Here is a 22228-nt window from a genome sequence, read left to right on the forward strand (position 1 = left end):
GACTGAACATTACGCCTTACGGCCTGAGCTGAAACCGGGTTCGACAGCACCGTTTCGATCATTTTCCGATCTCCGTACCGCGACGGTCATACGTCCGGGAACGTCCAGCGCCTTTTTCGTGGCCAGGAGAACGATCAGCGCCGCCACCCCACTGGCCCCGGCCACGGCGAAGCTCCACCGCGTGCCGCCCAGTTCGACGGCGGGGCCCGCGACCGCGGTGCCCACCGCCGCGCCCACCCCGAACGTCGTCACCAGCCAGGAGAACGCCTCGGTGACCGTGCCCTGCGGCGCGTGCCGGTCGACCACGATGAACGAGCAGGCCATCGTCGGGGCCAGGAAGACCCCCGCCAGGGCCGCCAGCGCGGTCATGGCGGCCACCCCCGGGGTCAGCGTCAGCGGCAGGTAGCCCAGCGCCAGCAGGGCCACCAGGAACCGCAGCCGGCGCTCCGGGGCCCCGGCCCACCGCCGCGCCCCGTACACCGCACCGCCGATCAGCGCGCCCAGGCCGAGCGCGGCCATCAGCCAGCCGTACACCGACTCCCGGCCGTGGTCGTCGGCGTACGCCACGGCGGCGACGGTGATCGAGCCCAGGGCGAGCCCGACGAAGAAGAACGCGCCCAGCAGAGCCAGCAGCCCCGGCGAGCGCAGCGCGCCCAGCCAGTGCGCCTCGCGGGGCGCGGAGCGCCAGGCCCGGGACGGCTCGGAGACGACCACGGAGAGCGCCCCGAGGACGCCGATCGCGTTGATCACCAGCAGCGCCGCGGCGGGCGACCAGAGGGAGACGAGCAGTGTCACCAGCAGCGGCCCCACCGTGAACATGATCTCCTGGGCGACCGCGTCCATCGCGTACGCCCGGTGCACCCGCTCCTCGCCGTCCAGCACCGACGGCCACAGGGCCCGCAGGCCGCCCTCCAGCGGCGGGGTGAACAGCCCCGCCACCACCACGCCCACGCAGGCCGCCGGCAGCGAGTGCGGGCCCGTCAGCGCGAGCAGCGCCATGCCGAGCCCCGACACCACGGCGGCCGGCAGCTGGACCCTCGGCTGTCCGCAGAGGTCCACGGCCCGGCCCAGCAGCGGCTGCCCGACGGCGGTGGACAGCCCGTAGACGGCCGCGAGCGCCCCGGCCAGGGTGTAGCTGCCGCCCTCGGCCCGGGTGAACAGCACGATCGCGATGTGGGCGGTGCCGTTGGGCAGCCGGCCGATCAGGGTTCCCGCCAGCAGTCTGGCGGCGTGCCGCGCCCGGAGGATGTCCAGATATCCGGCGGCCATGATCCGTCCCTCTCCTCGGGCGCCCTCCGGCGCCATGGGGTTTTACGTATAACTAAGCGGCCCATACGTACCATGTGCCGAGTTCACGGGTCCACCTCGGACCCGCCCCGACCGGCCCGGAGGCCCGAGTGACCAGCGCAGCACAGCCCGCCCCCGCCCGGCCCACCAGCCGGGACGTCGCCCGGGCGGCCGGCGTCTCGCAGGCCACGGTCTCCCTGGTGCTCGGCGACAAGTGGCGCGGCCGGGTCTCGGCGGCGACCGCCGAACGGGTGCGGCACGCCGCGGACGGCCTCGGCTACCGGCCCAACCTGGCCGCCCGCCACCTGCGCCTCGGCCGTACCAGGACGGCGCTGCTGGTGGTGCCGGCCCTCACCAGCGAGTTCTTCGCCCGCGTCTACACCGGCGCCGCCGCCGTCGCCGCCGAGCACGGCTTCGGGGTGGTGCTCTACCCGTCCCCGGAGGGCGTCGGCCCGGCCAGGGACCCCTTCGCCTCGGCGCGCGCCTCCCTGGACGGGGTGATCGCCTCCTCGATGGCCGCGGGGGCGCTCGACGCGCTGCGCGGCGCGGGCCTGCCGCTGGTCATGCTCGACAGCGACCCCGCGGACACCGGCGTCGCGGCGCGGGTCAACCTCGACATCGCGGACGGCATGCGGCAGGTCGCGGAGCATCTGCTCGCGCTCGGCCACCGCCGCTTCGTCCACCTGGCGTCGGCGGTCGACTCCTGGACGTTCGCGGTCCGCGCCCGGGCGCTGCGCGAGGCGGTGGCGGCGGTGCCCGGCGCCTCCCTGCGGACGGTCGGGGCCACGCTCGACGTCCGGGGCGGGCGCGAGGCCGCCGAGCGGGCGCTGGCCGCTCCGGGCCCGCGGCCCACGGCGGTCGTGTGCGACGACGACGTCCTCGCCGCGGGCGCCTGCAAGACGGCCCGCAGGCTCGGTCTGCGGGTCCCGGACGACCTGTCGGTCACCGGCTTCGACGATCTGGCCCTGGCCACGGCCCTGGAACCGGAGCTGACCACCGTGCGGCTGCCCGCGGAGCGGGTGGGCGAACGCGGCATGGCCGCCCTGCTGGCGGTCCTGGACGGCCGTCCCGCCGAGCCGGGCAGCCTGCCCGTGCGGCTGGTCACGAGGGGCTCGTCGGCGGCCCCGCCCGCGGACGGCGGCCGCGCATGACGGCGCCCCGGCCCGCCGGGAGGGGTGGACCGGGGCGCCGCGGGACCGCTACTCGGCGTCCCCGCCCGGACCGGCGGCGTCGGCCGGACCGGTGGTGTCCGCCGGGCCCGCGGCGGACGCGTCGCCCGCGCCGGGCTCCTCGCCGGAGGGCGCGGCCGGCGCGGACTCGCCGTCGGCCTCCAGCAGGCGGGCCAGCTGCCCGCCCACGATCCGCTTGAACTTCCGCTGCTGCGGCCGCGTACGGTCCAGGACCGCGACCTCCAGCCGCTCCGCGGGGATCTCCCGCTCGCTGCCGTTGGGGTCCCGGGACAGCGCCTGCACCGCGAGCTTGAGCGCCTCCGCGAGCGTCATCCCGTCGCGGTGCCGCTGGTCGAGGAAGGAGCCGATCTGCTCGGCGTTGCCGCCGACGGCGACCGAGCCGTGCTCGTCGACGATCGAGCCGTCGTGCGGCAGCCGGTAGATCTGGTCGCCCTCCGGCTCGGCGCCGACCTCGGCGACCACCAGCTCCACCTCGTACGGCTTCTCGGCCGCGCTGGAGAAGATGGTGCCCAGCGTCTGGGCGTAGACGTTGGCCAGCCCGCGGGCCGTCACGTCGTCCCGGTCGTAGGTGTAGCCGCGCAGGTCGGCGTAGCGCACCCCGCCGATGCGGAGGTTCTCGTACTCGTTGTACTTGCCGGCGGCGGCGAAGCCGATCCGGTCGTAGATCTCGCTGAACTTGTGCAGCGCGCGGGACGGGTTCTCACCGACGAACACAATGCCGTCGGCGTACTGCAGCACTACCAGGCTGCGTCCACGGGCGATGCCCTTGCGGGCGTACTCCGCCCGGTCGGCCATGGCCTGCTGGGGTGAGACATAGAACGGCGTCGACACCGGTTATCCGTCCCTTTCTGTCAGTGACGAGAGCGTCGGGGAAGCATGGGAACGGCGGTCAGAGCAACGCGGCGCGCGGGCCGTCGGGCTGCTCCATCCGGTGTTCCAGGATCGAGCGGGCGATCTCGGAGGATTCCGCGTCGGACAGCTTCCGGAAGCCTTCGTCGGTGATGACGGTGACGATCGGGTAGATCCGCCGGGCCACGTCGGGGCCGCCGGTCGCCGAGTCGTCGTCGGCGGCGTCGTACAGCGCCTGGACGACCAGGGTGAGGGCCTGCTGCTCCGTCAGGTCGTCGCGGTAGAGCTTCTTCATCGAGCCGCGGGCGAAGATCGACCCGGAGCCGGTCGCCGCGTATCCGGTCTCCTCGGAGCGGCCGCCGGTGACATCGTACGAGAAGATCCGTCCCTTCTGGCGGTCGACGTCGTAGCCCGCGAAGAGCGGCACGATGGCCAGTCCCTGCATGGCCATCGCCAGATTGCCGCGGATCATCGTGGAGAGCCGGTTGGCCTTGCCCTCCAGGGAGAGCTGGGCGCCCTCCACCTTCTCGAAGTGCTCCAGCTCCAGCTGGAAGAGCTTGACCATCTCCACGGCCAGTCCGGCCGTGCCGGCGATGCCCACCGCCGAGTACTCGTCGGCCGGGAAGACCTTCTCGATGTCGCGCTGGGCGATCATGTTGCCCATGGTGGCCCGCCGGTCGCCGGCCAGGACCACGCCGCCGGGGAACGCCGCCGCGACGATGGTCGTCCCGTGCGGCGCCTCGATGACCCCCTGCACGGGCGGCAGGCTCCGGTTGCCCGGGAGCATCTCGGGCGCGTGGGCGGACAGGAACTCCATGAACGAAGAGGATCCCGGCGTCAGGAAGGCAGCCGGCAGTCGCCCGGTGCCGCGGGTGTTGGCTTCCACGCGTTTCCCTCCAGGTATGCGACGGCCGTGCGCAAGGTGTCAGGAGCCTTTCCCGACGTGCCGGTGGCCGCATTGCGGTCGATGCGTTGTGCCAGGGACCCTACCCGTCCCCCGGCGGTGATCCACACGAACCCGGAGGGGCGGCCGCACGGCTCGCCGTGCCGTTTGCGACCGCGCGGTACGGGCCGACTCGGCCCGTACCGCGCGCGTCCTGATCCACTCCCCCGAATTCACGATCGCGAACTACTGTCCGCCCTTCTGGACGAAGGAGCGCACGAAGTCCTCCGCGTTCTCCTCCAGCACGTCGTCGATCTCGTCCAGAACCGAGTCGACGTCGTCGCTCAGCTTCTCCTGGCGTTCCTTGAGGTCGTCGGAGGCCTGCGCGTCCTGCGCCTGCTCCTCGACCTCCTCGGTGGAACGCGTCGCCCTCTGCTGTCCGCCGCCGGTGTCCTTGGTCGCCATCTCGCTCACCCCGCTCGGTTCGAAGCACTTGATCAGACCCTACCCACGGGGTCCGACATCGGCCCGGTGCTCGTCGGAACACCCGGGGCCCTTTCCATGATTCCCCGATCGCGGCGCTTTCAGCCGCCCGACAGCGCCTGGACCAGTTCCTCCGCCGTGCGGCAGCGGTCCAGGAGCCGCTTGACGTGCTCGCGAGTGCCGCGCAGCGGTTCCAGGGTGGGCACCCGCTGCAGCGAGTCGCGGCCCGGCAGGTCGAAGATGACCGAGTCCCAGGACGCCGCGGCCACGTCGTCGGCGAACTGTTCGAGGCAGCGGCCCCGGAAGTAGGCCCTGGTGTCCTCCGGAGGGCCCGTACGGGCCTTCTCGACGTCGGCCTCGTCCAGCAGCCTCTTCATCTTCCCGCGGGCGGTCAGACGGTTGTACAGGCCCTTCTCGGCCCGCACGTCGGCGTACTGGAGATCCACCAGATGCAGCCGGGCGGCGTCCCAGTCCAGGCCGTCGCGGCGGCGGTAGCCCTCCATGAGCTCCCGCTTGGCCACCCAGTCCAGCTCCCCGGACAGACTCATCGGGTCGTTCTCCAGCCGGTTGAGGGTGTCCTCCCACCGGCTCAGCACGTCCTTGGTCTGCTCGTCGGCGTCCGCGCCGTACCGCTCCTCGACGTACTTGCGGCCCAGCTCGAAGTACTCCATCTGGAGCTGCACCGCGGTGAGCGTGCGGCCGCTGCGCAGCGTGACCAGCTGTTTCAGGGTGGGGTCGTGGGAGACGTGGTGCAGGGTGCGCACCGGCTGGTCGACCGCGAGGTCCACGTTGATGAAGCCGTCCTCGATCATGGAGAGGACCAGCGCGGTGGTGCCCAGCTTGAGGTAGGTCGAGATCTCCGCGAGGTTCGCGTCGCCGATGATCACATGGAGCCGGCGGTACTTCTCCGCGTCGGAGTGCGGTTCGTCGCGGGTGTTGATGATGGGGCGCTTGAGCGTGGTCTCCAGCCCGACCTCGACCTCGAAGTAGTCGGCGCGCTGGCTGAGCTGGAAGCCGTGCTCGTGGCCGTCCTGGCCGATGCCCACGCGCCCCGCGCCCGTGACCACCTGGCGGGAGACGAAGAACGGGGTCAGATGGCGCACGATCTCCGAGAAGGGGGTCTCCCGCTTCATCAGGTAGTTCTCGTGCGTGCCGTACGAGGCGCCCTTGTTGTCCGTGTTGTTCTTGTAGAGATGGATCGGCTGGGCGCCCGGGAGCTGGGCGGCGCGCTCGGCCGCCTCCGCCATGATGCGCTCGCCCGCCTTGTCCCAGAGCACCGCGTCCCGCGGGTTGGTGACCTCCGGGGAGCTGTACTCGGGGTGGGCGTGGTCCACGTAGAGGCGGGCCCCGTTGGTGAGGATGACGTTGGCGAGGCCGATGTCCTCGTCGGTGAGCTGGCTGGAGTCCGCGGCCTCGCGGGCGAGGTCGAATCCCCGCGCGTCCCGCAGCGGATTCTCCTCCTCGAAGTCCCACCGGGCACGGCGCGCCCGGTGCATCGCCGCCGCGTAGGCGTTGACGATCTGGGACGAGGTGAGCATGGCATTGGCGTTGGGGTGGCCGGGGACGGAGATCCCGTACTCCGTCTCGATGCCCATTACTCGCCGTACGGTCATGCGGCCCTCCTTGCCCGGCGGCGCTCCCTGGCGGGGCGGCGCTCCAGTACCGCTGCTGGTCCGGTGCCCGTGCGCGGTGCCCGCTCCCGCACCGCGCGACCGGGCGGTACGCAAGAGCCTAGAGCGACTCCGCGCCGGTGGGGGAGATCGATTTCGTCTTTGCTGAGATGTCGGGCGAGCTGTCCGGAAAACGACCGGCTGCGGATGCCCGGCGGGGCATCCGCAGCCGGTTCCTTTTCTAAAGGTACTGCCCGGTATTCGCCACCGTGTCGATCGAGCGGCCGGTGTCCGCACCCTGCTTTCCGGTGACGAGCGTACGGATGAATACGATCCGCTCGCCCTTCTTGCCGGAGATGCGGGCCCAGTCGTCCGGGTTCGTGGTGTTCGGCAGGTCCTCGTTCTCCTTGAACTCGTCCACGCACGCCTGGAGGAGATGGGAGACGCGCAGGCCCTTCTGGCCCTGGTCGAGGAATGCCTTGATCGCCATCTTCTTCGCCCGGTCGACGATGTTCTGGATCATCGCGCCGGAATTGAAGTCCTTGAAGTAGAGGACTTCCTTGTCGCCGTTGGCGTACGTGACCTCCAGGAAGCGGTTCTCCTCGGTCTCGCTGTACATCCGCTCGACGACGGACTGGATCATGGCGTGCGCGGCGGACTCCTTGGAGCCGGCGTGCTCCGCGATGTCGTCCGAGTGCAGCGGCAGCGAGGAGGTGAGGTACTTCGCGAAGATGTCCTTCGCGGCCTCCGCGTCGGGGCGCTCGATCTTGATCTTCACGTCGAGCCGGCCGGGGCGCAGGATCGCGGGGTCGATCATGTCCTCGCGGTTGGAGGCGCCGATGACGATCACGTTCTCCAGGCCCTCGACGCCGTCGATCTCGGCGAGCAGCTGGGGGACGATGGTGTTCTCCACGTCCGAGCTGACACCGGAGCCCCGGGTGCGGAAGAGGGACTCCATCTCGTCGAAGAAGACGATGACGGGCGTGCCCTCGCCCGCCTTCTCGCGGGCCCGCTGGAAGACCAGGCGGATGTGCCGCTCGGTCTCGCCGACGTACTTGTTGAGGAGTTCCGGGCCCTTGATGTTGAGGAAGTAGCTCTTCCCCGCGGGCTGGCCGGTGACCTCGGCGACCTTCTTGGCGAGGGAGTTGGCCACGGCCTTGGCGATGAGCGTCTTGCCGCATCCGGGCGGGCCGTAGAGCAGGATGCCCTTGGGCGGCCGCAGTTCGTGCTCCTTGAAGAGGTCCGGGTGGAGGTAGGGCAGCTCGACCGCGTCCCGGATCAGCTCGATCTGGTCGCCCAGGCCGCCGATCCTGTCGTAGTCGATGTCCGGCACCTCTTCGAGGACGAGCTCCTCGACCTCGCTCTTGGGGACCACCTCGTAGACGTAGCCCGACCGGGGCTCGAGCAGCAGGGCGTCACCGGGGCGGATGGTGGCGTCCAGCAGGGGCTCGGCGAGCCGTACCACCCTCTCCTCGTCGGTGTGCCCGATGACCAGGGCCCGCTCGCCGTCCTCCAGGATCTCCTTCAGGGTGACGATGTCCCCGGCCCGCTCGAACTCCATGGCGTCGACCACGTTGAGCGCTTCGTTGAGCATGACTTCCTGGCCGCGCCGAAGGCCGTCGAGCTCCACGCCGGGGCTGACGTTCACCCGGAGCTTGCGGCCGCCGGTGAAGATGTCGCAGGTACCGTCCTCGTTGGCCTGGAGAAACACGCCGAATCCGGCCGGCGGCTGCGCGAGCCGGTCGACTTCCTCCTTCAGGGCCACGATCTGGTCCCGGGCCTCACGGAGCGTGTTGGCGAGCCGCTCGTTCTGCGCGGTCACGCCCGCCAGGTTGGTCTGCAACTCGACGATCCGCTCTTCGAGAATCCTCGTATGGCGCGGAGAGTCGGCGAGCTTGCGTCGCAGGACGGCGATTTCCTGCTCGAGATAGGCGACCTGGCCGGCTGGGTCTTCGGACCCCCGCCCGGGCCGGATGCCGCGGTTGATGTCGTCGTCGTGGGCTGCCACGGTCCTCACCTCCTCCAAGGGGAGCTGGACGCTTCCTGACCCTACCTGGGTGGGTGATGATTGAAACCCCTAGATCACAAAGACTGCGGGGCGTGTCCGATCTTCACCCTTGCGTTCCCCCTCGTCTCAGGGGAATACCCACCCTTCAACATCGGAAAGCGGCCGGTTGTATCGTCGAAGCGTTCAAGACCCGTCACGGCCGGCCGCTTCCGGTTCGGATCCGCAGGAACGGCAGGAGAGATGACCGTGCAGCAGGACGCCCCCACCGACGGCGAGGCACCGGACCTGGAGGTGTGGATCGACCAGGACCTCTGCACGGGGGACGGCATCTGCGTGCAGTACGCGCCCGAGGTCTTCGAGCTGGACATCGACGGTCTGGCCTATGTGAAGAGCGCCGACGACGAGCTGCTTCAGGAGAGCGGCGCGACGACGCCGGTGCCCCTGCCGCTGCTCCAGGACGTGGTCGACTCCGCCAAGGAGTGCCCCGGCGAGTGCATTCACGTACGTCGTGTTTCGGACAGGGTCGAGGTGTACGGCCCCGAGGCCGCCTGACCGGCCTCCGGCCGGAAACCGTCCGGCCGCCCGCGCCGGCGCGGCGCGTTCAGACGCGGACCGGGGCGGCGCCGGCGCCACGCACGAAGACCCCGCCCTGCCAGCGCCAGGTGGCCTTCTCCCGCTGGTCGGGGCAGCAGCGCGGGACGTCGGCGGAGGAGTAGCCGAGCAGCGTGGCGGAGACGACGCCGTCCCGCACCGCGAGCTCCTCGACGCTCATCCCCCGGGCGGGGTCCACCAGGGTCGCCACGACCCTCGGCGCGGCCCCGCCTCCCCGTCCCCGGGTGAGGACGTAGACGCCGCTGGGCGGGGTGCCGGAACCGGCGGCGCAGTGGACCGCGGCGACGGTCTCGGGGCGGCCGTCGCCGTCCAGGTCGCCGGGGACCTGCCGGGCCACGGTGTGTCCCAGCCCGCCGCAGTCCAGGGGGTATTCGGCGCGCGTCGCGTCGGGGGCGGCGGCCGGGGCCGCGTTCTGCCCGGCGGCGGCCCGGCGATGGGTGGACGCGGACGCCTCGGGCTCCGGCTGGAGCAGGCCCGCGGCGGCGACGACGGCGGCCATGGCCGCCGCGGTGGCCAGCCAGTGCAACGGCCGGGTCTGGGTGTGCGCGAGGTCCGGGAGCTCGGAGGTCTGCACGCGCGCTGTCTCCTGTGGTTCCTGTGTGGTTCCGGTGGACGGGATGCCCGGGGGCCCGCCGCCGCCGTGAGGAATCCGCGGTGGCGTGGGAGTGGCCAGCATCGTGCCACACCCGGCGGAGCGGGGGAAACGGCGGGGTCGGCGGGTCGGCGCGGACCTGACGTCGGGACAACGAAGGGGCGCCGCCGCCGAGTTCCCGGGTCGGTCCGGGAACTCGGCGGCGGCGCCGGTATGTTGCGCGGCCCGGCCGCACCCCCGGACTCCTCCGCCGGGTGCGGGGCCGCGGGTCGGCCGGGTCTCAGTCGCGCGAGGAGGAACCGCTCCGGCTGCCGGGACCGTCGTAGTCCTCGCCGTAGGCGCCCTTGGCGGGGCGGCGGCGGCGCAGCGGGGGCTCGACGCCGTCGGCCAGGCGACGGGCGGTGACGAGGAAGCCGGTGTGCCCGATCATGCGGTGGTCGGGGCGGACGGCCAGTCCCTCGACGTGCCAGTTGCGGATCATCGACTCCCAGGGCTGCGGCTCGGCGAAGCAGCCGATCTCGCGGATGGACTCGACGGTCCGCGCGAGCTGGGTGGTGGTCGCGACGTACGCGCAGAGGATGCCGCCGGGCACCAGCGCCTTGGAGACGGCCTCCAGGCACTCCCAGGGGGCGAGCATGTCGAGGACGACCCGGTCGACGTCGGTGTCCGACAGGTTGTCCTGGAGGTCGCCGACGGTGAGCTGCCAGGCGGGGTGCGGTTCGCCGAAGTAGCGTTCCACGTTCTGCCGGGCGATCTCGGCGAAGTCCTCGCGGCGCTCGTAGGAGTGCAGCATGCCCTGGTCGCCGATGGCGCGGAGCAGGAAGGTCGAGAGCGAGCCGGAGCCGACGCCGGCCTCCACGACGCGGGCGCCGGGGAAGATGTCCGCGAAGGCCAGGATCTGCCCCGCGTCCTTGGGGTAGACCACGGCGGCGCCGCGGGGCATGGACAGGACGTAGTCGGGGAGCAGGGGGCGCAGCGCGAGGTAGGCGACGTTTCCCGTGGTCCGGACAACACTGCCCTCGGGGGCGCCGATCAGCTCGTCGTGCGGGAAGGAACCTTTGTGGGTGTGAAAGTTCTTTCCGGCTTCGAGCGTGAAGGTGTAGTGGCGTCCCTTGGGATCGGTGAGCTGGACCTGGTCCCCGACCTTGAAGGGCCCGCGTCGGCGGGCGGCACCGGTCGGTTCAGACATGTGACCAGCCTACCGGTGATTCCCGGCCCGCCCGCCGCGAGCCCGGCGGGGGCGGGGCTGCCCCGCCCGGCCGCGGTCAGGCGGCGGGCCTGGCCAGGGCGGCGACGAAGGCCCGCTCGACGTCGGCGGTGGAGAGCACCCCGTAGATCTCGCCGGTCTCCTCGACCACCAGGTACTCGGTGGCGGGGGCGGCCCTGAGCCGGTCCAGGAGCGCCTCGCCGGACAGCTCGGCGGAGACCTTCATGCCCTCGGTGAGGTCCTGGGCGAGGCCGCCGACGGCGACCCAGGGGCGGCGGTGCTCGGGCACGGAGACGATGGCCGCCTCGCGGACGACGGCGGTGGGCTCGCCGTGGCCGTCGACGACGACCAGGGCGCGGGCTCCCGCCTCGTTCGCCCGGCGGAGGGCCTCGGAGAGCGGGGTCTCCGCCTCGACCGGGACGGCGCGCCGGGTGAGGGTGCGGGCGCGCAGCTCGGGCAGGTGCTCGCGCAGCCGGGCCATGCGCAGGCTGTTGCCCGCCCCGGTCCAGATGATGGCGGCCAGGATGGCGGCGAGCAGCGCGTCGGTGACGGTGTCCATGCCGCTGAGGTCGCGGGGGTCGTTCCCGAGCGAGCCGGTGTGGGTGAGCAGCGGCAGACCGATGAGGGTCACGACGGCGAGTCCGCGGCCGACCCAGGCGGCGGCGACGGTTCCGCTCATCGGCCGGCCGGTGAGCTTCCAGACGACGGCGCGGAGCATGCGCCCGCCGTCCAGCGGCAGCCCGGGCAGCAGGTTGAACGCGGCCACCAGGAGGTTGGAGATCATCAGGCCGGCGAGGAGCACGCCGGGGACGGTGCCGGGGGCGACGAACTCCATCCCGGCGTAGAAGAGCCCGGCGAGCACCAGGGAGAGCAGCGGGCCGACGAAGGCCAGCAGGAACTCGCGGCCGGGGGTCTCGGCCTCCTTCTCGATCTCGGAGACGCCGCCGAAGAACTGGAGCTGGATCCGGCGCACCGGGAGTCCGTAGCGCAGCGCCACGATCGTGTGGGCGAACTCGTGGACGAGCACGGAGGCGTAGAAGGCGATCGCGAAGAAGAGGGAGACCAGGTAGCGGGCGGCGCCGAGTTCCGGCAGCACGCGTTCGAGCTGGCCGCCGAAGACCCAGGTGATGAGCGCGGCCACGACGAACCAGCTGGGCGCGACGTACACGGGCACGCCGAAGGGGCGGCCCATGAGGAGGCCGCCTCCGGGCTCCTCGGGGCGTCGCGGGCCGTCCTTCTCCGGACCGCCGCCGGGGACCGGCGCCCCCGCGCCGGGCTGCGGGCGCCCGCTGTCGCCGCTCTCGTCCACGAGGTCCCTTCGGTCGGTGCCCGGTCGCACGATCATGCCGTGCCGGGGGTCTGTGGTCGATGGTAAGCCGCCTGATGTCATCGGGGGGCCGTAGGGTCTTCGTCATGACCTCCCTGCCGTCGGCCCGGCCGCCCGTGTCCCTCTCGCCGTCGCGTGCCGGCGATTTCATGCAGTGCCCCCTGCTGTACCGCTTCCGGGTCATCGACAAGCTGCCGGAGAAGCCGAGCGAGGCGGCGACCCGGGGCACGCTGGTGCACGCGGTCCTGGAGCGGCTCTTCGACGCCCCGGCGGCGGAGCGCACGGCCGGGCGGGCGACGGCGCTGATCCCCGGGCAGTGGGACCGGCTGCTGGAGTCGAGGCCGGAGCTGTCGGAGCTGTTCCCGGAGGACGCCGCCGGGGGCGAGCGGCTGGCGCGTTGGCTTTCCGAGGCGGAGCGGCTGGTGGAGCGGTGGTTCTCGCTGGAGGATCCGACGCGTCTGGAGCCGGCGGAGCGGGAGCTGTTCGTCGAGACGGAGCTGGAGTCGGGGCTGCGGCTGCGCGGGGTGATCGACCGGATCGACGTGGCGCCGACCGGCGAGGTCCGGATCGTGGACTACAAGACGGGGAAGGCGCCGCGCCCGGAGTACGCGGAGGGCGCGCTGTTCCAGATGAAGTTCTACGCCCTGGTGGTCTGGCGGCTGAAGGGCGTGGTGCCGCGCCGGCTCCAGCTGGTCTACCTGGGCAGCGGGGACGTGGTGACGTACGACCCGGTCCTGGGCGATCTGGAGCGGGTCGAGCGGAAGCTGCTGGCGCTGTGGGAGGCGATCCGGCACGCCACGGAGACGGGCGACTGGCGGCCCCGGCCGACGAAGCTCTGCGGCTGGTGCGACCACCAGGCGTTCTGTCCGGAATTCGGCGGGACTCCCCCGGTCTATCCGCTGGCGGTACGCCCGGCGGAGTCCGAGCAGGATGTCCAGGGCAGAATGGACCCGGTCCGCGCCGAGGCCGCGGGCCCGTGACCGTCGAGGGATTCCGAGGAGACCTTGTGGCAATCCGCGTCCTGTTGGTCGACGACCAGCCCCTGCTGCGCACCGGCTTCCGGATGATCCTGGAGGCGGAGAGCGATATCGCGGTGGTGGGCGAGGCCGGTGACGGCCTCCAGGCCCTGGACCAGGTGCGGGCGCTCCAGCCCGACGTGGTCCTGATGGACATCCGGATGCCGCGGATGGACGGCGTGGAGGCGACGCGCCAGATCACCGGTCCGGGCCGGGACGGTCCGGCGAAGGTGCTGGTGCTGACCACGTTCGACCTGGACGAGTACGTGGTGGAGGCGCTGCGCGCCGGTGCCAGCGGCTTCCTGCTGAAGGACGCCCCGGCCCACGAGCTGGTGCAGGCGATCCGGGTGGTCGCCGGGGGCGAGGCGATGCTGGCTCCGAGCATCACCCGCAGGCTGCTCGACAAGTACGCGGACCACCTGCCGTCGGGCGAGGAGCCGGTGCCGGACACGCTGCACACGCTGACCGACCGCGAGGTCGAGGTGCTGAAGCTGGTGGCGCGCGGCCTGTCGAACGCGGAGATCGCGGCGGACCTGTTCGTCAGCGAGACGACGGTCAAGACGCATGTCGGCCATGTGCTGACCAAGCTCGGGCTGCGCGACCGGGTGCAGGCCGCCGTGTACGCGTACGAGAGCGGGCTGGTGCGTCCCGGCGCCCAGTGAGGCGGGTCCCGGCCACCCGGCGGGCCCGCCGGGTCTCCCCCCGGGCCCGCCGGTCTCAGCCGTCGTCGCGGCTCAGCTCCCACAGCCGGATCTCGGCCGAGGAGTCGACGGCCCATTCGACGCCGGTGAGGCCCCGGCGGGAGGCCGCGTACTGCTTGCCCTGCCAGAGCGGCAGGACGGGCACGTCCTCGGCGACGATGTCCTGGAGCCGCTTGAACGTCGGCGCCGCGGCGTTGCGGTCGGGCTCGCGGCGGGACCGCGGGATGAGCGTCTCCTGCGCCTGCTTCGAGGTGTACGGCGAGTCGAGGAAGTTGTTCCGGTCGAGGAACGGCGCGATGAAGTTGTCGGGGTCCGGGAAGTCGGGGAACCAGCCGAAGCCGTAGACGGCGTAGTCGCCGCGCACCTGCGCGGGCCGGAACGCCGACCAGGGGGCGCCCTCGACGGTGACGTCGAACAGCCCGGTGGCGTTGAACTGCTTCCGCAGGGTCTGGAACTCGGCCGCGGTCGCGGCGCCGAAGTGGTCGGTCGTGTAGTGCAGGGTGAGCTTCACGGGGGTGCGGACGCCCGCCGCGCGCAGGATCTCGGCGGCCTTGGCGGTGCTGGGCTCGCCGTAGCGGTTGTAGAACGAGCTGGTGTGTCCGGCGATGCCGGAGGGGATCAGCGAGTACAGCGGATCGGCCGTGGTGCCGTACACCTCGCTCGCGATCTCCCCGCGGTCGACGACCTGGGCCATGGCCTGGCGGACCGCCTTGTTCCGGACGGCCGGGTCGTCGGTGTCGAATCCGAGGTAGCGGATGGCGTAGCCGGGCAGTTCGGTGAGTTCGACGTCGTCGCCGGGGTGGTCGAGCAGCCGCCGGGCCTGCTCGGGCGCCATGGTGCGGGTCATCATGTCGATCTTCTTGTCGTCGAAGGCCCTGCCCATCGCCGCCGCGTCGGGGAAGAGACGCAGTTCCGCCTTGTCGTTCCGGACGGTCGCACCCCCCTGGTAGCGGGGGTTCCGGGTGAACCGGACCTCGACCACCCGGCCGTGCTCGACCTTCGGCTTCATCGTGTACGGGCCCGAGCCGTCGACCTGGAATCCGGTGCGGGCGGACTTCGCGGGGTACTTGTCCCGGGGCACGATCCCGGCGACCGGGGTGGCGAGCTTGTACGGGAACGTCGCGTCCGGCGCGCGGAGGTGGAAGACGATCCCCCGGTCCCCCTGCGTCTCGACGGTGTCGATGCCGGAGAGCAGGGTCACGGGTCCGTGGGGGGCGTGGATGCGGATGACCCGGTCGATCGAGTACTTCACGTCGTCCGGGGTGACGGGGGCGCCGTCGGCGAAGGTGAGGCCGGGGCGGAGCCGGCAGCGGTAGCTCTCGTTCTGGGTGTCGGTGAAGCCGCAGCTCTCCGCCGCGTCGGGCACGGGTTCGCCGCCGCCGCGGGGCACGTGCACGAGGGACTGCACGGTCTGCCGGAGCACGTTCCAGACGCCCGCGTCGTAGCCGACCGCGGGGTCGAACGGCGCGGGGTCGTCCTTCGAGGCGACGAACCGGTCGGTGGTGCCGACGGCGACGGCGTCCCGGGCATCGCCCTCCCCCGGCGCTCCGCAGGCGGCGAGCACGGGGGCGAGCAGGCCCATGAGGGCCGGCAGCACCAGGGTCTTGCGGTTCATCCGGGTCGTTCTCCCTCTTGTGCGCGTCGGGAGAGCGACCTTAGCCGGGCGTTCCGGCCATGGCGGAAACCGACCGGACTGCGCGTGACCGGCCGGTGATGGGCGGCGACGGCGCGTCGCATTCCCGGCTCCGGAACCTATGCCCCAGGGGCTGACGAACAGGACATTCCCGGGCGCGGAAAGGGAGCGTCCTGGGCGGGATCCGAGGAGGCCGCACACACCATCCGGTGACAAAACTCACGCGTCGGCGGAGCGTGTTCCGGAGGGGCGTTCAGTTCACTCCGGTGATCAGACCCCGGAGGAAGGCGAGGTCGACCTCCTCCAGCGACCGCACGACCACCCGGCCGTTCGCGGGGGCGATCGGCGCCACGGACGGCACGGCGACCACCCGGCAGCCCGCGGCCTCCGCGGCGGCCACGCCGGTCGCGGTGTCCTCGATGACCGCGCAACGGCCGGGCTCGGCGCCGAAGCCGGAGGCGGCGGTCAGATAGGGCTCGGGGTGCGGCTTGGTGCGGGTGACCTCGTCGCCCGCGACGCTGAGGGCGAAGTGGTGGTGGCCCACCGACTCCAGCACCCGGTCGATGATCCGCCGGTGCGAGGCGGAGACCAGCGCGGTGGGGATCTCGTGCCGGACGAGTTCGGCGAGCAGCCGCCGCGCGCCCGGCATCAGTGGCACCCCGCGGCCGAGGCGCCGCTCGAAGCGGTCGTTGAGCAGCACGGTGAGCTCGGCGAGGGTGATGTCGGCGCCGGTGGCGTCCAGCAGGTAGCCCGCGCTGCGGGTCATCGGTCCGCCGACCACCACGTGCCGCCACGCCTCGTCGAGCTGGTGTCCGAGCTCGGCGAAGACCTCCACCTCGGCGTCCCACCAGAAGCCCTCGGTGTCGACGAGGGTGCCGTCCATGTCGAGCAGGACGGCCTGCAATGCGGCGCCTTCGGCCGCGCGGGTCATGGACGCGGGGACCGTACTGGTCATCCGGCACCACCTTCCGTGAGGGACGAGAAGGCCGGCCGCCTTTTCCCGTGGGAAGGACGACCGGCCTGCACTGGACCGACCAGTGTACGACGTGTGTGCCGCGACCGTGCGGTGAACGTCGTGCTACCGCGCGTTGAAGTACTTCGCCTCCGGGTGGTGGATGACGATGGCGTCGGTGGACTGCTCCGGGTGCAGCTGGAACTCCTCCGAGAGGTGCACCCCGATCCGCTCCGGCCGCAGCAGCTCGGCGATCTTCGCCCGGTCCTCCAGGTCGGGGCAGGCCCCGTAGCCCAGCGAGAAGCGCGCGCCCCGGTACTTCAGGGCGAACATGTCCTCCACCTCGGCCGGGTCCTCGCCGCCGAAGCCCAGCTCGGAGCGGACCCGGGCGTGCCAGTACTCGGCCAGGGCCTCGGCCAGCTGCACGGACAGGCCGTGCAGCTCCAGGTAGTCGCGGTAGGCGTTGGCCTCGAAGAGCTTGGCGGTCTCGCCGCCGATCCGCGAGCCGACGGTGACGACCTGGAGCCCGACCACGTCCGTCTCGCCGGACTCCTCGGGGCGGAAGAAGTCCGCGAGGCAGAGGCGGCGGCCGCGGCGCTGGCGCGGGAAGGTGAAGCGGGTGCGCTCGGAGCCGTCCTCGTGGAGCAGGATCAGGTCGTCGCCCTTGGAGACGCACGGGAAGTAGCCGTAGACGACGGCGGCTTCCAGCAGGTTCTCGGTGTGGAGCTTGTCGAGCCAGCCGCGCAGGTGCGGGCGGCCCTCGTTCTCCACCAGTTCCTCGTACGTCGGGCCGTCGCCGGCGCGGGTCTGCTTGAGGCCCCACTGGCCCTTGAAGAGCGCGCCCTCGTCCAGCCAGGACGCGTACTCCTTGAGCTGGATGCCCTTGATCACCCGGGTGCCCCAGAACGGGGGCTCGGGGACGCGGTTGTCGACGGCGACGTCGGACCGGACGCCCTCCTCCGGCTCGTCGACCTCCAGGACGGCGGTGTCGCGCTTGGGCACCCGGCGCTGCTTGAGCTCGGGAAGGGCCGCCCCGGGCACGCCGCGCTTGACCGCGATCAGGGCGTCCATCAGGCGCAGGCCCTCGAACGCGTCCCGGGCGTAGCGCACCTCGCCCTCGTACAGCTCGTGCAGGTCCTGCTCGACGTAGGCGCGGGTGAGCGCGGCGCCGCCGAGGATCACCGGGTAGACGGCGGCCAGCTTGCGCTGGTTCAGCTCCTCCAGGTTCTCCTTCATGATCACGGTGGACTTGACCAGGAGACCGGACATGCCGATGACGTCGGCCTTGTGCTCCTCGGCCGCCTCCAGGATCGCGGAGACGGGCTGCTTGATGCCGAGGTTGACGACGTTGAAGCCGTTGTTGGACAGGATGATGTCGACGAGGTTCTTGCCGATGTCGTGGACGTCGCCGCGCACGGTGGCCAGCACGATGGTGCCCTTGCCCTCGGCGTCGGACTTCTCCATGTGCGGCTCCAGATGGGCCACCGCGGACTTCATGACCTCGGCGGACTGGAGCACGAACGGCAGCTGCATCTGGCCGGAGCCGAAGAGCTCGCCGACCACCTTCATGCCGTCGAGGAGGGTGTCGTTGACGATGTCGAGCGCGGGCCGGGTGAGCAGGGCCTTGTCGAGGTCGGCCTCCAGGCCGTTCTTCTCGCCGTCGATGATCCGGCGCTTCAGGCGCTCGTCGAGCGGCAGGGCGGCCAGTTCCTCGGCCTTGCCCGCCTTCATCGACTTGGTGCTGACGCCCTCGAAGAGCTCCATGAGCTTCTGGAGGGGGTCGTAGCCCTCGGCGCGGCGGTCGTATACGAGGTCGAGGGCGACCTTCACCTGCTCCTCGTCGAGGCGCGCGATCGGCAGGATCTTGGACGCGTGCACGATCGCGGAGTCGAGACCGGCCTTGACGCATTCGTCGAGGAAGACCGAGTTGAGGACCGTGCGGGCGGCCGGGTTGAGTCCGAAGGAGATGTTGGACAGGCCGAGGGTGGTCTGCACCTCGGGGTGGCGCCTCTTGAGCTCGCGGATGGCGCCGATGGTGGCGATGCCGTCGCCCCGGCTCTCCTCCTGGCCGGTGCAGATGGTGAAGGTGAGGCAGTCGATGAGGATGTCCGACTCGCGGATGCCCCAGTTGCCGGTCAGGTCCGCGATCAGCCGCTCGGCGACCGCGACCTTGTGCTCAATGGTGCGGGCCTGGCCCTCCTCGTCGATGGTGAGGGCGATCAGCGCGGCGCCGTGCTCGGCGGCCAGCGCGGCGACCTTGGCGAAGCGCGACTCGGGGCCGTCGCCGTCCTCGTAGTTGACGGAGTTGAGGACGGCCCGGCCGCCGAGCTTCTCCAGCCCGGCGCGGAGCACCGGCACCTCGGTGGAGTCCAGGACGACCGGGAGGGTGGAGGCGGTGGCGAAGCGCCCGGCCAGCTCCTCCATGTCCGCGACGCCGTCCCGGCCGACGTAGTCCACGCACAGGTCGAGCATGTGGGCGCCCTCGCGGATCTGGTCGCGCGCCATCTCCACGCAGTCGTCCCAGCGGCCCTCCAGCATCGCCTCGCGGAACTTCTTGGAGCCGTTGGCGTTGGTCCGCTCGCCGATGGCCAGGTACGAGGTGTCCTGGCGGAACGGGACAGTCTGGTAGAGCGAGGCCGCGCCCGGCTCGGGGCGGGGGTCGCGGGGGGTCAGGTCCGCGCCGCGGACGCGTTCGACGAGTTCCCGCAGGTGGGCCGGGGTCGTGCCGCAGCAGCCGCCCACCAGCGAGAGGCCGTACTCCTGGACGAATGTCTCCTGGGCGTCCGCGAGGCCCTCGGGGCCGAGCGGGAAGTGCGCCCCGTCCTTGGTCAGCACCGGCAGACCCGCGTTGGGCATGCAGAGGAGGGGGATGCGGGAGTGGCGCGTGAGGTAGCGCAGGTGCTCGCTCATCTCGGCGGGGCCGGTCGAGCAGTTCAGGCCGATCATGTCGACGCCCAGCGGCTCCAGCGCGGTGAGCGCGGCGCCGATCTCGGAGCCCAGCAGCATGGTGCCGGTGGTCTCGAAGGCCAGGGAGCACAGCAGCGGGAGGCCGCTGCCGGTCGCCTCCAGGGCGCGCCGGGCGCCCAGCACGGCGGCCTTGGTCTGCAGCAGGTCCTGCGTCGTCTCGATGATGAGCGCGTCCACGCCGCCGGCGATCAGGCCCTCGGCGTTCTGCTGGAAGCCGTCGCGCAGCGCGGTGTACGGGGCGTGTCCCAGGGTCGGCAGCTTGGTGCCGGGGCCCATGGAGCCGAGCACCCAGCGCTGCTGCCCGGTGGACGCGGTGAACTCGTCGGCGGTCTCGCGGGCGATGCGGGCGCCGGCCTCGGAGAGCTCGTGAATGCGGTCCGCGACCTCGTACTCGCCCAGGGCCGAGGCGTTGGCCCCGAAGGTGTTCGTCTCGACGCAGTCCACGCCGACGGCGAAGTACTCCCGGTGGACCGAGCGCACGATGTCGGGGCGGGTGACGTTGAGGATCTCGTTGCAGCCTTCGAGGTTCTGGAAGTCCTCGAGGGTGGGGTCCTGTGCCTGGAGCATGGTGCCCATCGCTCCGTCGGCCACCACCACCCGGGTGGCGAGCGCTTCGCGGAGCGCGGCGACGCGGCTCCGGCTGTCGGCGGAAGGGGTCGGCGACGAGGCCATGGATGTGCTCCCTGGGATGCGACGGCTGTCGGCTTTGCGTCCTCGGCGAAGGACGCACCACGCCAGCGTAGCCGGGTGGCGGCCGGGGGCGTCACTCCGTCCCACGGAACGGACGGCATGCTGTGCGGGGCGATGTCCGGATCCGAGGGGTGCGGAAAGGGCGCGGCGGTTTCCCTCTGTGATCGAGCGCGGGTCGACATCGGCCGATAGTGTTCAGCATTGTCGAACCAAGGTGGAGGAGTACGGCGCGATGGCCAAGAACATCCAGTCGCTGGAACGGGCGGCGGCGATGCTGCGCCTGCTGGCGGGCGGCGAGCGGCGGCTGGGACTGTCCGACATCGCCTCCTCGCTGGGCCTGGCCAAGGGGACCGCGCACGGCATCCTGCGCACGCTCCAGCAGGAGGGCTTCGTCGAACAGGACGCCGCGTCGGGCCGCTACCAGCTGGGCGCCGAGCTGCTCCGTCTGGGCAACAGCTATCTGGACGTCCACGAGCTGCGGGCCCGCGCCCTGGTGTGGACGGACGACCTGGCCCGTTCCAGCGGCGAGAGCGTCCACCTGGGCGTGCTGCACCAGCAGGGCGTCCTGGTCGTGCACCATGTCTTCCGGCCCGACGACAGCCGCCAGGTGCTGGAGGTGGGCGCCATGCAGCCGCTGCACTCCACGGCCCTGGGCAAGGTGCTCTCCGCGTACGACCCGGTGGCGCACACCGAGGCCCTGGAGGCCGAGCGGCGGTCCTTCACCCCGCACACCGTCACCGACGCCGCCGCGTTCGAGTCGATGCTCGACCTGATCCGGGCCCGGGGCTGGGCCGCGGACGTGGAGGAGACCTGGGAGGGGGTGGCCGCGGTGGCCGCCCCGATCCACGACCGGCGGCGGATGCCGGTAGGGGCGGTGGCCGTGACGGGCGCGGTGGAGCGGGTCCGCGCGGACGGCGAGCTGCGGCCCGAGCTGATCGCCGCGGTGCGGGACTGCGCGCGGGCGGTCTCCAGGGACCTCGGGGCCCGCCCCTTCTGACCCCGGCCGGGCCGCCGCCGGGCCGCCGTCGGCGCCTCTCCTGCCGCGGCACGGGGCACCGCCTGCCGCACCCCCTACCCTTCCCCCTCCCGGCGCACGCCCTCCCGCCGTGCGCCGTCGCACCACGCCCCGCCGCCGTTCCCCACACCCCGGACCGCCCCGCAACACCGGCCGACGCCGTCCGGATGACCGCCCTGTGACGCGGGTAACGATCCAGTTTTGGGTCACAGAACTCTTGACGCCCGAATGGCCGAAAGGAAGCATTGCCGTTCATCGGTCGGCATTGTCGAACGCCTAACGAAAACTAGCGTTAGGGTGTGACAGCGCCATGGGCCGGAAAACGCCCTCCCCCGAGGGCGCGGACCACCGGAGGGACCCGGGGTTCGGCTTCCCTGGACGAAGGACAAAGGAGTCGCGGGTGTCCAGCTCCGACATCTTCATCGGCGAGACCATAGGCACCGCCGTGCTCATCCTGCTCGGCGGCGGTGTCTGTGCCGCCGTCACGCTCAAACGCTCCAAGGCGCAGAACGCCGGCTGGCTCGCGATCGCCTTCGGGTGGGGTTTCGCCGTGCTGGCCGGCGCGTACCTGGCCGGCGGCGTCTCCGGCGCGCACCTCAACCCGGCGGTCACGATCGGTCTCGCGATCGAGGGCGGCACCAAGTGGAGCGATGTGCCGCTGTACCTCGGCTCCCAGATGCTCGGCGCGGTGATCGGCGCGGCGCTGGTCTGGCTGACGTACTACGGGCAGTTCCAGGCGCACCTGACGGATCCGGAGGTCGCGGACGCCCGGTCGGGTGACGAGGCCGCGGCCGGCCCGGCCGCCGCCCCGAAGGCGGGCCCGGTGCTGGGCATCTTCTCGACGGGTCCCGAGATCCGGCACGCGGCGCAGAACCTGGTCACCGAGATCATCGCCACCGTGGTGCTCGTCCTGGTGATCCTCACCGAGGGCCTGAACAACGACGGCAACGGCCTCGGCACGCTCGGCGCGCTGGTGACCGCCCTGCTGGTGGTCGGCATCGGCCTCTCGCTCGGCGGCCCGACGGGCTACGCGATCAACCCTGCCCGCGACCTCGGTCCGCGTATCGTGCACGCGCTGCTGCCGCTGCCGAACAAGGGCGGTTCCGACTGGGGCTACGCCTGGATCCCCGTCGTCGGCCCGCTGGTCGGCGGCGCGATCGCGGGCGGGCTCTACAACGTCGCCTTCGCCTGAGCCGTGACGCACAG

The 22228-nt window shown here is 71.9% G+C and carries 18 protein-coding genes; 6 read left to right on the top strand and 12 right to left on the bottom strand.

The features are described from left to right. Window positions 1–9: 9 nt before the first annotated feature. Window positions 10–1269 (bottom strand): MFS transporter, encoded by a 1260-nt coding sequence (locus WA762_RS24980; RefSeq protein ID WP_335938549.1) that lies wholly within the window; start codon window positions 1267–1269, stop codon window positions 10–12. Window positions 1270–1397: 128 nt separating this feature from the next. Between WA762_RS24980 and WA762_RS24985 the strand changes: the two genes are divergently transcribed. After that, window positions 1398–2438, top strand: a complete 1041-nt coding sequence (locus tag WA762_RS24985) for a LacI family DNA-binding transcriptional regulator (protein ID WP_335938550.1) — start codon at window positions 1398–1400, stop codon at window positions 2436–2438. Between the two features lie 48 nt (window positions 2439–2486). On the opposite strand, the gene prcA is transcribed toward WA762_RS24985, so the two are convergent. From prcA to arc, 5 genes are all read right to left on the bottom strand, one after another. Continuing rightward, window positions 2487–3308 carry a proteasome subunit alpha gene (gene prcA, locus WA762_RS24990; RefSeq protein ID WP_335938551.1) on the bottom strand — a complete coding sequence of 274 codons (822 nt, stop codon included), beginning with the start codon at window positions 3306–3308 and terminating at the stop codon, window positions 2487–2489. A 58-nt stretch (window positions 3309–3366) separates the two neighbouring features. Beyond that, complete coding sequence (prcB, locus tag WA762_RS24995; protein ID WP_335938552.1) at window positions 3367–4212, bottom strand: proteasome subunit beta; 846 nt, start codon at window positions 4210–4212, stop codon at window positions 3367–3369. A gap of 243 nt (window positions 4213–4455) precedes the next feature. Next, window positions 4456–4674, bottom strand: coding sequence for a ubiquitin-like protein Pup (locus WA762_RS25000; RefSeq protein WP_073787958.1), 219 nt, complete (start codon window positions 4672–4674; stop codon window positions 4456–4458). Between the two features lie 119 nt (window positions 4675–4793). After that, window positions 4794–6305: a depupylase/deamidase Dop gene (dop, locus tag WA762_RS25005; RefSeq protein ID WP_335938553.1), complete on the bottom strand. Its 1512-nt coding sequence runs from the start codon at window positions 6303–6305 to the stop codon at window positions 4794–4796. 238 nt (window positions 6306–6543) lie between these two features. Further along, window positions 6544–8310, bottom strand: coding sequence for a proteasome ATPase (arc, locus tag WA762_RS25010; RefSeq protein WP_335938554.1), 1767 nt, complete (start codon window positions 8308–8310; stop codon window positions 6544–6546). 240 nt (window positions 8311–8550) lie between these two features. Between arc and WA762_RS25015 the strand changes: the two genes are divergently transcribed. Further along, complete coding sequence (locus tag WA762_RS25015) at window positions 8551–8862, top strand: ferredoxin (protein ID WP_335938555.1); 312 nt, start codon at window positions 8551–8553, stop codon at window positions 8860–8862. Window positions 8863–8911: 49 nt separating this feature from the next. Here WA762_RS25015 and WA762_RS25020 read toward each other — a convergent pair whose 3' ends face one another. From WA762_RS25020 to WA762_RS25030, 3 genes are all read right to left on the bottom strand, one after another. Beyond that, window positions 8912–9496 (bottom strand): hypothetical protein, encoded by a 585-nt coding sequence (locus WA762_RS25020; protein ID WP_335938557.1) that lies wholly within the window; start codon window positions 9494–9496, stop codon window positions 8912–8914. A gap of 298 nt (window positions 9497–9794) precedes the next feature. Next, window positions 9795–10703, bottom strand: a complete 909-nt coding sequence (locus WA762_RS25025) for a tRNA (adenine-N1)-methyltransferase (protein ID WP_335938559.1) — start codon at window positions 10701–10703, stop codon at window positions 9795–9797. A gap of 76 nt (window positions 10704–10779) precedes the next feature. Beyond that, on the bottom strand, window positions 10780–12030 hold the full coding sequence (locus WA762_RS25030) for a site-2 protease family protein (protein ID WP_335938576.1): 1251 nt from the start codon (window positions 12028–12030) through the stop codon (window positions 10780–10782). A gap of 104 nt (window positions 12031–12134) precedes the next feature. On the opposite strand from WA762_RS25030, the gene WA762_RS25035 reads away from it, so the two are divergent. Beyond that, window positions 12135–13028, top strand: coding sequence for a RecB family exonuclease (locus WA762_RS25035; RefSeq protein WP_335938560.1), 894 nt, complete (start codon window positions 12135–12137; stop codon window positions 13026–13028). A 26-nt stretch (window positions 13029–13054) separates the two neighbouring features. Further along, window positions 13055–13726, top strand: coding sequence for a response regulator transcription factor (locus WA762_RS25040; RefSeq protein WP_335938561.1), 672 nt, complete (start codon window positions 13055–13057; stop codon window positions 13724–13726). Between the two features lie 55 nt (window positions 13727–13781). Here WA762_RS25040 and WA762_RS25045 read toward each other — a convergent pair whose 3' ends face one another. The 3 genes from WA762_RS25045 to metH form a co-directional block, all read right to left on the bottom strand. Further along, the gene (locus WA762_RS25045; protein ID WP_335938562.1) at window positions 13782–15380 is read right to left on the bottom strand and encodes an ABC transporter substrate-binding protein; all 1599 of its coding nucleotides are present in this window, start codon (window positions 15378–15380) and stop codon (window positions 13782–13784) included. A gap of 271 nt (window positions 15381–15651) precedes the next feature. Then, window positions 15652–16353: an HAD family hydrolase gene (locus tag WA762_RS25050; protein ID WP_335938564.1), complete on the bottom strand. Its 702-nt coding sequence runs from the start codon at window positions 16351–16353 to the stop codon at window positions 15652–15654. Window positions 16354–16476: 123 nt separating this feature from the next. Further along, entirely contained in the window at window positions 16477–19989 is a 3513-nt protein-coding gene (gene metH, locus WA762_RS25055; protein WP_335938565.1) for a methionine synthase, read from the bottom strand. 232 nt (window positions 19990–20221) lie between these two features. Between metH and WA762_RS25060 the strand changes: the two genes are divergently transcribed. Both WA762_RS25060 and WA762_RS25065 read left to right on the top strand, forming a co-directional pair. Then, on the top strand, window positions 20222–21004 hold the full coding sequence (locus tag WA762_RS25060; RefSeq protein WP_335938567.1) for an IclR family transcriptional regulator: 783 nt from the start codon (window positions 20222–20224) through the stop codon (window positions 21002–21004). A gap of 418 nt (window positions 21005–21422) precedes the next feature. Then, the gene (locus tag WA762_RS25065; RefSeq protein WP_335938568.1) at window positions 21423–22214 is read left to right on the top strand and encodes an MIP/aquaporin family protein; all 792 of its coding nucleotides are present in this window, start codon (window positions 21423–21425) and stop codon (window positions 22212–22214) included. Window positions 22215–22228: the final 14 nt, after the last annotated feature.

It is taken from the genome of Streptomyces tyrfis (assembly GCF_037034285.1).
GTDB lineage: Bacteria > Actinomycetota > Actinomycetes > Streptomycetales > Streptomycetaceae > Streptomyces.

Bases quoted from the DNA above. Each gene is read 5' to 3' on its own strand.
- WA762_RS24980 (WP_335938549.1), bottom strand. From the start codon at position 1,269: ATGGCCGCCGGATATCTGGACATCCTCCGGGCGCGGCACGCCGCCAGA.
- WA762_RS25000 (WP_073787958.1), bottom strand. From the start codon at position 4,674: ATGGCGACCAAGGACACCGGCGGCGGACAGCAGAGGGCGACGCGTTCC.
- dop (WP_335938553.1), bottom strand. From the start codon at position 6,305: ATGACCGTACGGCGAGTAATGGGCATCGAGACGGAGTACGGGATCTCC.
- WA762_RS25015 (WP_335938555.1), top strand. From the start codon at position 8,551: ATGACCGTGCAGCAGGACGCCCCCACCGACGGCGAGGCACCGGACCTG.
- WA762_RS25025 (WP_335938559.1), bottom strand. From the start codon at position 10,703: ATGTCTGAACCGACCGGTGCCGCCCGCCGACGCGGGCCCTTCAAGGTC.
- WA762_RS25035 (WP_335938560.1), top strand. From the start codon at position 12,135: ATGACCTCCCTGCCGTCGGCCCGGCCGCCCGTGTCCCTCTCGCCGTCG.
- WA762_RS25045 (WP_335938562.1), bottom strand. From the start codon at position 15,380: ATGAACCGCAAGACCCTGGTGCTGCCGGCCCTCATGGGCCTGCTCGCC.
- WA762_RS25050 (WP_335938564.1), bottom strand. From the start codon at position 16,353: ATGACCAGTACGGTCCCCGCGTCCATGACCCGCGCGGCCGAAGGCGCC.
- metH (WP_335938565.1), bottom strand. From the start codon at position 19,989: ATGGCCTCGTCGCCGACCCCTTCCGCCGACAGCCGGAGCCGCGTCGCC.